Origin of the sequence: Bradyrhizobium oligotrophicum, assembly GCF_051168495.1 — a bacterium.
GTDB classification, from domain to species: Bacteria; Pseudomonadota; Alphaproteobacteria; order Rhizobiales; family Xanthobacteraceae; genus Bradyrhizobium; species Bradyrhizobium oligotrophicum_A.
On sequence record NZ_JBNPVB010000006.1, the window covers coordinates 241,607 to 254,338 of the forward strand.

Sequence of the window (12,732 nt, forward strand, 5' to 3'; positions counted from 1 at the left end):
CGGCCGGCGTTTCCGTGAACCGGTCGCGTTGGCTTGGGCTCAAGCCTCTGATCCGGATATGGTTTCTGCTCGTCCGGCGAAACGATCCGGGCGGGCCGGCGTTGACGAATGCCCGTAGACGTCCGGATGCGTCGGTGCCGGCAGGCGCATCGGCAGAACAATGGGAGATTTGCGATGGTGGAGCGATTGTCGGCCGAGGCGCGGGCCAATGCGCTGCAGGCTTTGCCCGGCTGGTCCGAGACCGAAGGCCGCGAGGCCATCCGCCGCACCTTCACCTTCCGCGATTTCAATGCGGCGTTCGGCTTCATGACCCGCGTGGCGCTGGTGGCCGAGAAGCGCGACCATCATCCGGAGTGGCGGAACGTGTATCGCACCGTCGAGGTCGTGCTCGCCACCCACGACGCCGGCGGCGTGACCACGCTCGATATCGAGTTGGCGAAGACCATGGACGCGATCGCGGCCGCGATCGGCGACTGACGATGTCGGGGGCCGTCGCCGCTGCAATACATGCCTTGCGGCGGCGGGCGCGATCCCCACATGACGGCGGGAGGACCGCGCTGGCGGCGCCTCCCTGGATGGGGAGATGACAGATGGCGTCGGATGCGACCGACTACAGCGTTGGTTTCGAGCCGGCCGACCGGATGGCGCGGGATCGCGACAGCATTCGCCGCCGGTTCTGGGGCAAGTTGAAGAAGGTCATCGCCAGGATTCCGTTCGCCGAGGATCTGGTCGCGGCCTATTACTGCGCCTTCGACAAGGAGACGCCGCGGCATGTGCAGGTCGCGCTGCTTGGCGCCCTCGCCTATTTCATTCTGCCGTTCGACTTTCTCCCCGACGTCATGCCGGTTCTCGGCTTCACCGACGACGCGGCGGTGCTGGCCACCGCCATCCGGATGGTGGCGTCACACATCACGCCGGATCACCACGCAGCCGCGCGCGCCGCGCTGGCGCGGCTCGCGGCGGACGAGGACATCGATCCGGAAAAGGATGAGATGGTCGGCTGACGGCGTCATCGTCGTCCGCCTCGGCGCCAGCGCGTGGTCGGAAGATCCCGCACGCCAGACGATGAAGATCGACGATCGGAAGCCTTGATGATCTGACAAAATGATCTGACAAAAAAGCCCCGCGCAGGCAGGGCTTTTCTTCTTTCGTTTGGGACCGTGAATGGATGCGGTCCGCAAGGCTCAGCGCTGACCCCGCGCCGCCTGCGCACGGGCGTTGCCGTTCTTCTCGGCTTCCCAGGCCTGATACTGCTTGAACAAGGCCTCGCGGTCGGCTTCGCTCGGCAGCGCCCTGCCGGAGCTGCTCTGCTTCAGGAAGTCATCGAACCGATCGCGCTGCGTCCCCTCCATCGCATGGCTTTCGAGCCACTTGCTGGCCGCCGGCAGGCGCTGCCATCCGGCGAGCGGCGCCGACAGCGAGACCTCCTTCCATTTCGGATGGAACGGCGGGTTCTGAAACGCCGGGAATTTGGTGAAGAAGGCATCCACGAAGGTCGCGAGCTTGCGATAGCGGTCGGTGTTGGGCGCCCAATTGTAGGCTGCGAGCACGGCCGGAACCGCGATCGTATCGACCTTCTCGCCCTCGGCAATCAGGTTGGGATAATCCTTGGCCGTGAGCGTCGCCGGCAGATAGTCGGTCTGCAGCGGGCGATCATAGTCGACATTGACGAGATGGAAGCGACCGTCGTTCACGAAGCTCGAGACCGACTTGTAGGGCTTGCCGCCGACGACGATCACCGCGTCGACCTCCCCCCGTTTCAGCTTCTCCATCGCGATGCGCTGCTCGATGTACAGGAAGTTCGCCCGCAGGCCGAGCCGCTCGAACACGGTGAGCGCGGTCACGAAGGTGCCGCCGTTCGGCAGGTCGACGCTGACACGGCGCCCTTCGAGATCACGCAGGTTGCGCACGGCGCGCGGCGCGATGACCTGCATTTCCTCATTGTAGAGCTTGGTGACGTAGGTGAACTGCTTCTTGATGTCCTTGGCGAAGCCCTTGCGTTCGAGATAATCGAGCGTATCGGCGCGAACGACTCCGAGATCGACGCCCTGCAGGAACAGAATATCGGCCACGCTCTGCACCGAGCCGCGGCCGACGATCGGCAGCACCCGAAGGCTGTTGCCGTCGTCGAGCAACGAGGCCAGATCGGCGCCGAACTGCACATAGGTGCCGCCAATGGTGCCGGTGATCAAGGTCACCGTGTTGGCGTTGAGCGCCTGCTTGGTCTGGACCGAGCCGAACTGGAAGATCGCCTTCAGGCTGTCGCTGACCTTGGCCGGGTCGAATTCGCTTTCCTCCGCGTGGGCGGAAAAGCCGCACGCTATCATCATCGCGGCGATGGCCGCTCCAAAAAGACGTCGCATGTATATCCCCCCTCGATCTAAAGCTGTCGCATGATCGCGGGCCGGAACGCGGGCCTCGCCGAGGATCGGCTCGAGCATCATGCGTAAAAGCAAAGCCAAAAGCGGCGGCACCGATGGCCGTCGCCCGCTCAATTTTGCAGCTGATCCAGCCGCCGCTGCGCTTCCGTCGAACCGAGCTGGGCTGCACGGCGGTACCAATTGCGAGCCGCGGCAGGATCGGCGTTGATGTTGCGGATGTCCTTGGTTCCCAACACGTGGGGATCGTAGGTCTGTGCCAGCATCAGCGCAGCCGCCGGCTCCTGGGCTTCGGCCGCACGCTCGAGCAGCAGACGTGCAGACGGAATGTCGCCGGCCGCGAGCATCCCCTTGGCGCGCTTCATGATGCCGGCGAGCTCATCCGGATCCAACCGGCGCGCCTGCACCGGCGGCGGCGCGGCGGTCACCGAGCCGAAGCCCGGCGCCACGATCGCCGCTCCAGCACCCGGAGAGTTGATCGACGACGGCGCCGCGGGTGCGACGGCGACACTGGGCGCGACAGGAGCAGGCGGGGCCGCAACCCGGTTCTGCAGCGCCGTCTGGTAGGCATTGGAGATGTCATCGCGGCTCGGCGCGATGGCGGCCATTTGCATCGGCGTCGCCGCGGCCGGCGGCTCCGGCCGCGCCGGCTCGTTCAGTTGCATGTCGCGCGCCGTGAGCAGCGTGCCGCTGGCCTGCGGCGGGGCGGTCGGGTCCGGCGTCGAGCCGACCATCGATGCCTTGGCGCTGGCGATCAGATCGCGCGTCGCATCCGAGGTCACCAGCGCGAACAGCACGGCCACACCCGCGGCCGCCACCACGGCGAGCAGGATGCGAGAGGAGATCGAGGCCCGGCGCGTCCGCACCGGCCACTGGTCCTCGAACTCGGCGCTCTCGATCTCGTTGCCACCCTCATATTCGGAGAGGAACATCGGCATCGATTCGTCGGACGGATAGCGGTCCTGACCGGACCTGCCAAATCGATAGGTCGGCGGGCGCTCCTGGGGAGGCTCGTCTGAGAACGGCCCGAAATCGTGATTGGTGGAAGATCTGTCGTTGAACCGTCCGCGTGTCGTCCGCTCAGCCATGGCCCTTTTTCCCCATCTCACTTCACGCAACATACATTTGGCCCCGAGCCCGTCCGGAGCCCGAGACACGTCACGATTGTTGGAGGCACCCCACTGCCGACAACTAATTGACTAATCGAATCCGACTAAAAGTGGACGAGAGCCGGCACGATTCTGGAAATATTTCGATGTGATTGTGACGACGCACGTGCGACATCGCGCGGCAGCATATCGAGAAACATCGAGATAACAACAAATAACACCCGAATTAGCCTTGCCACAATCTGCGCTGGTTGCATTAACCAATAAACGCTCGTTTTTCGATTTGCGGCTGCAGGTTGCGCGTCACGATGGTGCAGGTACGCATGGCGCACAACCGGCCGGCGTACGATGCGCGAACATCGACCCGCGCGTGGGATACGTGCACCGAGCCGTCCCGACGGCATCACCGTTCTGGCGGTCGGGCGCCAGCAGTCCGCGGCGTCCCGTTTTCCGCATCCCGATCATTCAGGATGCAGGATCACCTTGCCCATCGCCTGGCGGCCGGCGAGCACTTTCAGCGCATCGGCGGTCTGCGCCAGCGGGAAGGTACGGTCGACATGGGACGACAGCTTGCCTTCCGCGGTCCACCGCACGAGCTTTTCGAGATTGGCGCGGTTCTTGGCCGGGTTAAGCCGGGTCCAGGCCCCCCAGAACACGCCGCGGATGTCACAGCCCTTGAGCAGCGCAAGGTTGAGCGGCATCTTCGGAATGTCGCCCGCGGCAAAGCCGATCACCAGGAAGCGGCCTTCCCAGGCGATCGAGCGCAGCGCCTGCTCGGCATAGGCTCCGCCCACCGGATCGAAGACGATGTCGGCGCCCTTGCCGTCGGTCAGCCGGCGCAGGGCTTCCTTCAGATCCTCCTTGGCGTAGTTCAAGGTCAGCGTCGCACCGTGCTGCCTGGCGAATGCGAGCTTCTCGTCCGACGAGGCGCAGGCGATGACCTTCAGGCCCATCAGCTTGCCGAGTTCGCAAGCCGCAAGACCGGTGCCGCCGGCGGCGCCGAGCACGGCCAGCGTCTCGCCCGGCTTCGGGCTGGCGCGGTCCTCCAGCGCATGCAGCGCCGTGCCGTAGATGATGATGATGCCGGCGGCGCGATCGAAATCGAGATTGTCCGGAATCTTGACGATGGCCGATGCCGGCAGCGCGATCTTCTGCCGCGCGCCATTGTGTCCACAGGACGCCACCACGCGGTCGCCGACCTTCAGATCAGTCACGCCGTCGCCGACGCTCTCGATCACACCAGCGACCTCCGCGCCCGGCGAGAACGGGAACGGTGGCTTGATCTGGTACTTACCCTGGATCATCAGTATGTCGAAGAAGTTGAGCGCCGCAGCCTTGATCGCAATCACGGCCTCGCCGGGACCGGCCACCGGATCGGGCACGTCCGCGAGGACGAGATCGTCGGGCTGGCAGAACTGCGAGCAGAGAATGGCTTTCATGGGCGCTCCTTCGGTCGTTGTCCGGATCGTGCCCGGCTTTTTGAAAGTCATGCCGGATTTGCAGACGCACGACAATTGCCAACACGCGACCGCAGCGCTGCGCCGGCCGGCAAATGCCGCATGCCGGAACGCAAAGGCATCGACCGGCGCTTCCCATCGCAACAGATGGACCCGGCTGCGCGACGTTCGCCAACGGCGGCACGATGAGCGCGGCGCGTCGCCCGTGCCCTCGATCCGGCTTTGCAAGCGACGCCTGAAGCCGCTATCCCTCCGCTTTGCGGTCTGCGATTCCGGGCCATTTTCCAGTCACAATGTTGGTTGAACCAGATCGTGGGGGAACGTAGCTTAATCATGTTGTTTTCGCGATTGTCGACAGCGCTGGCGACCGGCGCGCTAGTGCTCGGAGGCTCGAGCCTCGCCGCAGCCCAGACCGCCGCGCCGAAGGCGCCACCCAAGGCCGCGCCGGCGCCGCAGCCGAAGGCCGCACCCAAGGTCGACGCCAAGCCGGCCGTGCCGAGCATCGGCGGCGCGGAACCGACGCTGATCGGCCAGTTCGGCAGCTGGGGCGCCTATACGGCCATGCCCGGCGGCAAGAAGGTGTGCTTCGCGCTGGCCAAGCCAACCTCGTCCAAGACCAACCCGGCCAATCGCCCGCGCGATCCCGCTTACGCCTTCGTCTCGACCCGGCCCTCCGAGAAGGTGTTCAACGAGGTCTCGATCATGATCGGCTATGCGCTGAAGCCCGGATCCGACGCCGCGCTGGACGTCGGCGGCGCCTCCTATGCGATGTATACCCAGGGCGACGGCCTGTGGATCAAGAACGCCGCCGAGGAAGAGCGCATGGTCGAGGCGATGCGCAAGGCGCCCGAGGCGGTGGTCAAGGGCGTCTCGGCCAAGGGGACCGAGACCACCGACGTGTTCTCGCTGAAGGGTCTTGCCCAGGCGCTCGATCGCATCGCCCAGGACTGCCGGCGTTGACACGGCCGACGGTGATACCCCCGCCGGTCGTTCGGGTCGCATTTGCCCGCCGGATCGTTATATAAACCCGCTGAAAGCCTTCGGCCGCAGCGGCCGGGCAGCATCTTGGGCCCATCGACATGGCAACGACTGCCGGGCTGCGCGGACCCGCCGCGCCCCTCGAAAAGACCCCGCTCGAAACCTACGTGCCGCCGGCGAAGCCGTCGCTGATCGGGCTGTCGCGCGCAGAGTTGGCGGCGACGCTCGGCGAGATCGGTGTGCCGGAGCGCCAGCGCAAGATGCGGGTGCAGCAGCTCTGGCACTGGATCTATTTCCGGGGCGCCCAATCGTTCGACGAGATGACGTCGGTGTCGAAGGACACCCGCACCGCATTGGCCGAGCATTTCACGGTCGACCGTCCCGAGGTCGTGGCCGAGCAGATCTCCAATGACGGCACCCGCAAATGGCTGCTGCGGCTGCCGAGCGGCGACGCGCTGCAGAAGGCGCACGAGGTCGAGTGCGTCTACATCCCCGAGACCGACCGCGGCACCTTGTGCGTCTCCTCCCAGGTCGGCTGCACCCTCAACTGCTCGTTCTGCCACACCGGCACGCAGCGGCTGGTGCGCAATCTGACCGCCGGCGAGATCGCGGGCCAGGTCATGGTCGCGCGCGACCGGCTCAACGACTGGGCCGACCGCGAGACGCCGCTCGGCAACCGTCTGATCACCAATATCGTGATGATGGGGATGGGCGAGCCGCTGTACAATTTCGATGCGGTGCGCGATGCGCTGCTGATCGTCTCCGACAATGAGGGCATCGGCATCTCCCGCCGCCGCATCACGCTGTCGACCTCGGGCGTGGTGCCGAACATCGCGCGCGCCGGCGAGGAGATCGGCGTGATGCTGGCGATCTCGCTGCATGCGGTGCGCGACGAGCTACGCAACGAGCTGGTGCCGCTCAACCGCAAATATCCGATTGCCGAGCTGCTGCAGGCCTGCCGCGACTATCCCGGCGCCTCCAACGCGCGCCGTATCACCTTCGAATATGTGATGCTCAAGGGCGTCAACGATTCGCTCGATGATGCAAGGCTGCTGGTCAAGCTGCTCAAGGGCATCCCGGCGAAGATCAACCTGATCCCGTTCAATCCGTGGCCCGGTTCGGCCTATGAATGCTCGGACTGGGAGCAGATCGAGAAATTCTCCGAATACGTTTTCAACGCCGGCTATTCCTCGCCGGTGCGCACGCCGCGCGGCCGCGACATCCTCGCCGCCTGCGGCCAGCTGAAATCGGAGACCGAGAAGCTGTCCGCCCGCGAGCGCCAGGCGCTGCGCGCCATGGCGATGACGGATTGATACCGATGCCGACCAACATGCTCCGTCATTGCGAGCGAAGCGAAGCAATCCAGAGCTGACCCTTGGCACTGGATCGCTTCGTCGCTAACGCTCCTCGCGATGACGATGAGGAGATATCTTCGCCATGGCGCTGATCGGCCGGCTGATCGTGATCGCTTTCGCCTTTCTGGTCGCGTGCTTCGTCGCGGGACTAGTGGTGGTGACCGCGATCCTGTTCCCGGAATTCTCCGATCTCGGCAGCGGACCGATCGACCAGGGCGCGTTCGAGGTCGTCATCGGCTTCGGCTTCATCTTCGTGTCCGGTTTCGCGCTGATTCCGGCCCTGTTGATCGCGCTGGTCACTGAGGCGTTTTCGATCCGCAGCGTGCTCGCTTACGCGATCGGCGGCGGCGTGGTCGGCGCCGCCTGCTATCTCGGCCTGATCCCGTTCGACCCGGAGACGTTCCGGTTCGAGGGCATCGTCCGCCGCCAGCTCGAGATCCTGACCGGAGCCGGCATCCTCGGCGGCCTCATCTACTGGCTGATCGCGGGACGCAATGCCGGCCGCTGGCGTGAGCCGGCGCAACTTCTGCCGCCTCCCCCGCCGCTGCCGTCGGGGTCGCCGCGGTGAGCCGCCGGCCTTTTCATCGCCACCCGCTTTCGCTAAACCGCGCGCCATGAACCGGACCGGACTTTTCATCGCATTGTCGCTCGCGCTCGTCATCGGCGTGCTGTTCGGCGTCTATCCCGAGCTCGACCTCAAGCTCGCGGCGCTGTTCTATGATCCGCACACGCGCAGCTTCCCGCTGAAGCTCGACGGCACGGCCGCGTTCGCGCGCGACGCGGCAATGTGGATCGCCTGGGGCCTCGCTCTGCCCTCGCTCGTTGCGCTGGTGGCGAAGTTCATCCGCCCGGACCGGCCCCTGCTGGTGAAGGGACGCACCATCGCCTTCCTGCTGCTGACCTTGTCGCTGTCGGCGGGCGTGCTCACCAACTTCACCTTCAAATCCTATTGGGGCCGGCCGCGCCCGGTCGTGGTGACCGAGTTTGGTGGCGACATGTCATTCGTGCCGTGGTGGGATCCGCGCGGCGGCTGCGGCCGCAACTGCTCGTTCTTCTCCGGCGAGGGCGCGACGGCATTCTGGGCCTTGGCGCCGGCGGCGCTGACACCGCCGGCGGTGCGGCCGTTCGCCTACGCCGCCGCCACCCTGTTCGGCCTCGTCACCTCTGTGCTGCGGATGGCGTTCGGCGGGCACTTCTTCACCGATGTCGCCGCTGCCGGGCTGGTCACCTTCATCGTGACCTGGCTGGCGCATGGCTATATCTACCGCTGGCCGTCGACGCGCCTGACCGACGCGGGCATCGATGCCGCCCTGACCCGGCTCGCCTGGCCCGGCTACCGGTTGAGGCGCCGCCTGTTCGGTCGCAGCCGGCCGGACACCAGCCCCGCGGCTTGAGCGCGGCCGGTGCGGCATTAATCGCGTGCCCAACGGGGCGAAATCTGTTAATCGCGCCCGAATTTCGCAAACGATACCGCCATCACGACCGGTTGGACTCTCCATGACCACGATCCTGAAAAGCCTGCCCAAGGGCGAGAAAGTCGGCATCGCCTTTTCGGGCGGCCTGGACACCAGCGCGGCGCTGCTGTGGATGAAGCAGAAGGGCGCGCGCTGCTTCGCCTACACCGCCAATCTCGGGCAGCCCGACGAGTCCGACTATGACGAGATTCCGCGCAAGGCGCTGAGCTTCGGCGGCGAAAAGGCACGTCTCGTGGACTGCCGCACCCAGCTGGTGCATGAGGGCATCGCCGCGATCCAGTCCGGCGCTTTCCACATCTCGACCGGCGGCATCACCTATTTCAACACCACGCCGCTCGGCCGCGCCGTGACCGGCACCATGCTGGTCGCCGCGATGAAGGAGGACGGCGTCAACATCTGGGGCGACGGCTCGACCTACAAGGGCAACGACATCGAGCGGTTCTACCGCTACGGCCTGCTCACCAATCCGAGCCTCAAGATCTACAAGCCCTGGCTCGATCAGCAGTTCATCGACGAGCTCGGCGGCCGCGCCGAGATGTCGGCCTTCCTGACCGCCAATGGCTACGACTACAAGATGAGCGCCGAGAAGGCGTATTCGACCGACAGCAATCTGCTCGGGGCGACCCACGAAGCCAAGGATCTCGAAAACCTCAACAGCGGCATCCGCATCGTCAACCCGATCATGGGCGTGCCGTTCTGGCGCGAGGACTGCGTCGTCAAGCCGGAGACGGTCGTGGTACGTTTCGAGGAAGGCCAGCCGGTCGCCCTGAACGGCCAGACCTTCAGCGATGCCGTCGCGCTGTTCCTGGAAGCAAACGCCATCGGCGGCCGCCATGGCCTGGGGATGAGCGACCAGATCGAGAACCGCATCATCGAGGCCAAGAGTCGCGGCATCTACGAGGCGCCGGGCATGGCGCTCTTGCACATCGCCTATGAGCGCCTCGTCACCGGCATCCACAACGAGGATACGATCGAGCAGTACCGCATCAGCGGCATGAAGCTTGGCCGCCTGCTCTACCAGGGCCGCTGGTTCGACTCGCAGGCCCTGATGCTGCGCGAGACCGCGCAGCGCTGGGTCGCGAGCGCCGTCACCGGCGAGGTGACGTTGGAGCTGCGCCGCGGCAACGACTACTCGATCCTCAATACAGAGAGCCCGAACCTGACCTATCAGCCGGAGCGGCTGAGCATGGAGAAGGTCGAAGACGCCGCCTTCACCCCGGCCGACCGCATCGGCCAGCTGACCATGCGCAACCTCGACATCGCCGACACCCGCACCAAGCTGAAGCTCTATTCCGACAATGGGCTGCTGTCGGGCTCGGAAGGAACACAGGTGTTCCAGCTCGGCCACGACAAGGACTGAGTTCGGAGTTGCCGGGCGCCATCCGCGCCGTATCCACCGCTGTCGTCCCTGCGAACGCAGGGACCCATAGTTACCGGCCGAGGTGGCGGAGCTGGCTGTCGCTCCAGCACGTCGCAAAACGAATTCCTGTGTGTATGGGTCCCTGCGTTCGCAGGGACGACACCGAATAGGCCGCGACAGATTACCACCTAACTACTAACTAAAAGAATGGCCGGGATCGCTCCCGGCCATTTTCATTTCTGGTCGTCGCTACCTCAGCGCGGCGGTGCGGTGCCCGGAGGCGGCGGCGGCAGTGCCGCCTGACCGCCATTGAGCAGCGGCGTGATGCGGCGGACCGTGACGCGGCGGTTGATGCGGCTCGGCCCCTGCGTCTGCTCCTTCAGATACTGCTCGCCATAGCCCTGCGACGTCAGGTTCTCGGCGGGCACGCCGAACTGCTGCGTCAGCAGCGTGGCGACCGATTCGGCGCGGCGATCCGACAGCGACAGATTGTCGGTGTCGTTGCCGACCGCGTCGGTGTGACCCTCGATCAGGAAGACCTCGCGCGGATTGCGCTGGATCGCCTGGTTGAGGCCGTCGGCGATGACTTGCAGCTTGGCCGCCTGGTCCGGCCCGATCTCCCACGATCCCGTTTCGAACGTGATCGTGTTGAGATCGATCGACGGCATCAGTTGCCGCACCGACGGCGAGTAGCGGACTTCGTCGAGCGAGTAGCGCCGCTGAACCCGCTCCACCGGCGGTGCGACCAGCGTGTCATAGATGACGTCCGGCGCCGCCTCTTCGGCGTCGACGATGTAGCGGTTGTAGGGGATGCGGATCTCCGGTGGCGGCAGGTCGACATAGAAGCCGCCGACCGCAGCCGGATCGCGGTAGCTGTTGTCGATAATGATGATCTCGCGGCCGCCGATGTCGCGGCGGATGCGGCGCAGCAACCGGCCGTCGGGCGCCGTGACCGTGACGATCTGGCTGCCGTCGGGGCGAATCACCACGGTGCGCGTCTCGCCGCCACGCTCCCGGTCCACGCGAATGTCGCGCGCGCCGTAGCGGAAGCGCTCCATTTCGTCGTGACGCACGAAAGACTGGCCACCGGGATCGCGCACGATGACGCGGCCCGGCTCGTAGATCAGCGTACGACCACCTTCCTGGACCTCGCGGCGCTGGCCGCGGAAGTCGTCCATGCGCTGCGGTCCCTGCAGCGGAGCACCCGGCGCGATCGGCGTCAGCGTCTGCTGTGTCGGCTGCGGCGGTGGCGGAAGCGGAGCCGTGACCTGCGGGGGCGGCCGGTTCGACATGGCGGGCGGACCGCCCTGCGGAACGCCGCCGCTCTGCACCGGGGGTGCGCCGGGTCCAGGACCAGGGACTGGGCCTGCGCCAGGCGCGCCGGCTGCCGGTGCCCCAGGGCCAGGTCCGGCAACGGGCGGAGATCCGCCCGGGGTGCCTGGAGGCGTACCTGGCCGAACGCCGGGCGGATTGCCGGCGACCGGCGGGGTGCCCTGCGGGGGTGTCTGAGCAGCCGGAGGCGTCGCCGGCGTCGGCGGCGTCCCAGGGGCGGGCGCCGTCGTTCCCGACGGCGGCGTGGGTGCGCCACGTGGCGGCACGCCGCCCTGCTGACCGCCCGGGGGCGGGCCGCCGGCACCGGGCCGGCCACCCGGAGGCGGGGTCTGTCCTGGTGCCGGCTGCAACGAGGGCGCCGCACCGGGAGGCGGCGAATGCGGCGGAGGCGTCGTAGCGGACGGAGGCGGCGGCGATCCGGGTCGCGTTCCGGGAGCCGCGCTCGGTGCCGGCGTCGTCGGCGCGGGAGCGGCGGCAGGCGGCGCCGGCGGCGTTGGACGCGCGGGTGTGGGCGGCGCGGCCGCAGGAGGGGCGGGCGGCGGCGTCGGTCGGGCAGGCTCGCGCGGCACCACCGGCGGCGGCGCCGGCGTGTGCGCCGGAGGAGCTGCGGCAGGCGGGGGTGGTGGCGTGGGACGAGGCGGCGGGGCCGCCGGAGGCTCAGCGCGCGGCGGCGGCGCAGCCGGACGCGGCGGCTCGGCACGCGGGGGAGGTGGCGGCGGCGGCGCAGGCGCCGGACGGGGCGCTGCGGCCGGCGGCGGGGCCGGAGGTGGCGGCGCCGGGCGCGGCGCGGCAGCCGGCGGCGGAGGCGCGGGAGGTGGGGCCTGATGCGGAGGTGCTGCCGCCGGCGGGGCGGCCGGAGCCGGGCGCTGCGGCTGGCCTTGCGGTTGACCGTGCGGCGGCTGTTTCGGCCGACCGTCGGGGCCGACTTCCCCACCAGGACCGCCCGGCCCCTGGGCCACGATCATGGGCGCGCTCTGCGCGTGGGATCCTGAGCTCGTCAGTTGCATCGCCGACAGCGCGGTCGTCGCAAGCAGCAGAACGCGAAGTTTGCTCATGTGTTTTCTTTTCCCGAAACGTTCTTTTCAAGCACGACGTGATCAACCTTCATGCGTTAGGCCGGATTGTGGCGCGGTTCAAATCCGCGAAGGGATTTATTTCGACGCGGAACAGGCATCCCACAGTCACCATTCATGTTTCATTCAGTCTTGATTTTCAAAGGCTTGGCATCACAACGCACGCCGAGAGCCGGCACTGGGCCGGCCCTCTCTTCTGTCCATCATGATCACGG

12 protein-coding genes are annotated in these 12,732 nt (G+C 66.8%); 8 read left to right on the forward strand and 4 right to left on the reverse strand.

The genetic code is table 11. From position 1 onward, the window contains the following. The first annotated feature begins 126 nt into the window (after positions 1-126). Both ACQR1B_RS14685 and ACQR1B_RS14690 read left to right on the forward strand, forming a co-directional pair. Entirely contained in the window at positions 127-477 is a 351-nt protein-coding gene (locus ACQR1B_RS14685; RefSeq protein WP_434835984.1) for a 4a-hydroxytetrahydrobiopterin dehydratase, read from the forward strand. Between the two features lie 113 nt (positions 478-590). Continuing rightward, complete coding sequence (locus tag ACQR1B_RS14690) at positions 591-1,004, forward strand: YkvA family protein (protein WP_434835939.1); 414 nt, start codon at positions 591-593, stop codon at positions 1,002-1,004. Between the two features lie 180 nt (positions 1,005-1,184). Here the strand turns inward: ACQR1B_RS14690 and ACQR1B_RS14695 are convergent, their stop codons facing one another. The 3 genes from ACQR1B_RS14695 to ACQR1B_RS14705 all read right to left on the reverse strand — a co-directional run bounded on the left by ACQR1B_RS14695 (position 1,185) and on the right by ACQR1B_RS14705 (position 4,926). Continuing rightward, complete coding sequence (locus tag ACQR1B_RS14695) at positions 1,185-2,363, reverse strand: TAXI family TRAP transporter solute-binding subunit (protein WP_434835938.1); 1,179 nt, start codon at positions 2,361-2,363, stop codon at positions 1,185-1,187. 128 nt (positions 2,364-2,491) lie between these two features. Beyond that, complete coding sequence (locus ACQR1B_RS14700; RefSeq protein WP_434835937.1) at positions 2,492-3,466, reverse strand: hypothetical protein; 975 nt, start codon at positions 3,464-3,466, stop codon at positions 2,492-2,494. Between the two features lie 482 nt (positions 3,467-3,948). After that, positions 3,949-4,926 carry an NADPH:quinone oxidoreductase family protein gene (locus ACQR1B_RS14705; RefSeq protein ID WP_434835936.1) on the reverse strand — a complete coding sequence of 326 codons (978 nt, stop codon included), beginning with the start codon at positions 4,924-4,926 and terminating at the stop codon, positions 3,949-3,951. Here ACQR1B_RS14705 and ACQR1B_RS14710 point away from each other — a divergent pair. The 6 genes from ACQR1B_RS14710 to argG all read left to right on the forward strand — a co-directional run bounded on the left by ACQR1B_RS14710 (position 4,916) and on the right by argG (position 10,112). Then, entirely contained in the window at positions 4,916-5,248 is a 333-nt protein-coding gene (locus ACQR1B_RS14710; protein WP_434835935.1) for a hypothetical protein, read from the forward strand. The two genes, ACQR1B_RS14705 and ACQR1B_RS14710, sit on opposite strands and share 11 nt — an antisense overlap. A 29-nt stretch (positions 5,249-5,277) precedes the next feature. After that, complete coding sequence (locus ACQR1B_RS14715) at positions 5,278-5,904, forward strand: invasion associated locus B family protein (RefSeq protein WP_434835934.1); 627 nt, start codon at positions 5,278-5,280, stop codon at positions 5,902-5,904. A 119-nt stretch (positions 5,905-6,023) separates the two neighbouring features. Then, complete coding sequence (gene rlmN, locus ACQR1B_RS14720; protein ID WP_434835933.1) at positions 6,024-7,235, forward strand: 23S rRNA (adenine(2503)-C(2))-methyltransferase RlmN; 1,212 nt, start codon at positions 6,024-6,026, stop codon at positions 7,233-7,235. 124 nt (positions 7,236-7,359) lie between these two features. Continuing rightward, positions 7,360-7,845 (forward strand): hypothetical protein, encoded by a 486-nt coding sequence (locus ACQR1B_RS14725; protein WP_434835932.1) that lies wholly within the window; start codon positions 7,360-7,362, stop codon positions 7,843-7,845. A gap of 46 nt (positions 7,846-7,891) precedes the next feature. Continuing rightward, complete coding sequence (locus tag ACQR1B_RS14730) at positions 7,892-8,671, forward strand: phosphatase PAP2 family protein (protein WP_434835931.1); 780 nt, start codon at positions 7,892-7,894, stop codon at positions 8,669-8,671. A 103-nt stretch (positions 8,672-8,774) separates the two neighbouring features. Then, complete coding sequence (argG, locus tag ACQR1B_RS14735) at positions 8,775-10,112, forward strand: argininosuccinate synthase (protein ID WP_434835930.1); 1,338 nt, start codon at positions 8,775-8,777, stop codon at positions 10,110-10,112. Positions 10,113-10,366: 254 nt separating this feature from the next. On the opposite strand, the gene ACQR1B_RS14740 is transcribed toward argG, so the two are convergent. Beyond that, entirely contained in the window at positions 10,367-12,499 is a 2,133-nt protein-coding gene (locus ACQR1B_RS14740; protein ID WP_434835929.1) for an OmpA family protein, read from the reverse strand. Between the last annotated feature and the right edge of the window lie 233 nt (positions 12,500-12,732).

Bases quoted from the DNA above. Each gene is read 5' to 3' on its own strand.
- ACQR1B_RS14685 (WP_434835984.1), top strand. From the start codon at position 127: ATGCGTCGGTGCCGGCAGGCGCATCGGCAGAACAATGGGAGATTTGCG.
- ACQR1B_RS14690 (WP_434835939.1), top strand. From the start codon at position 591: ATGGCGTCGGATGCGACCGACTACAGCGTTGGTTTCGAGCCGGCCGAC.
- ACQR1B_RS14695 (WP_434835938.1), bottom strand. From the start codon at position 2,363: ATGCGACGTCTTTTTGGAGCGGCCATCGCCGCGATGATGATAGCGTGC.
- ACQR1B_RS14700 (WP_434835937.1), bottom strand. From the start codon at position 3,466: ATGGCTGAGCGGACGACACGCGGACGGTTCAACGACAGATCTTCCACC.
- ACQR1B_RS14710 (WP_434835935.1), top strand. From the start codon at position 4,916: ATGGCTTTCATGGGCGCTCCTTCGGTCGTTGTCCGGATCGTGCCCGGC.
- ACQR1B_RS14705 (WP_434835936.1), bottom strand. From the start codon at position 4,926: ATGAAAGCCATTCTCTGCTCGCAGTTCTGCCAGCCCGACGATCTCGTC.
- ACQR1B_RS14715 (WP_434835934.1), top strand. From the start codon at position 5,278: ATGTTGTTTTCGCGATTGTCGACAGCGCTGGCGACCGGCGCGCTAGTG.
- rlmN (WP_434835933.1), top strand. From the start codon at position 6,024: ATGGCAACGACTGCCGGGCTGCGCGGACCCGCCGCGCCCCTCGAAAAG.
- ACQR1B_RS14725 (WP_434835932.1), top strand. From the start codon at position 7,360: ATGGCGCTGATCGGCCGGCTGATCGTGATCGCTTTCGCCTTTCTGGTC.
- ACQR1B_RS14730 (WP_434835931.1), top strand. From the start codon at position 7,892: ATGAACCGGACCGGACTTTTCATCGCATTGTCGCTCGCGCTCGTCATC.
- argG (WP_434835930.1), top strand. From the start codon at position 8,775: ATGACCACGATCCTGAAAAGCCTGCCCAAGGGCGAGAAAGTCGGCATC.
- ACQR1B_RS14740 (WP_434835929.1), bottom strand. From the start codon at position 12,499: ATGAGCAAACTTCGCGTTCTGCTGCTTGCGACGACCGCGCTGTCGGCG.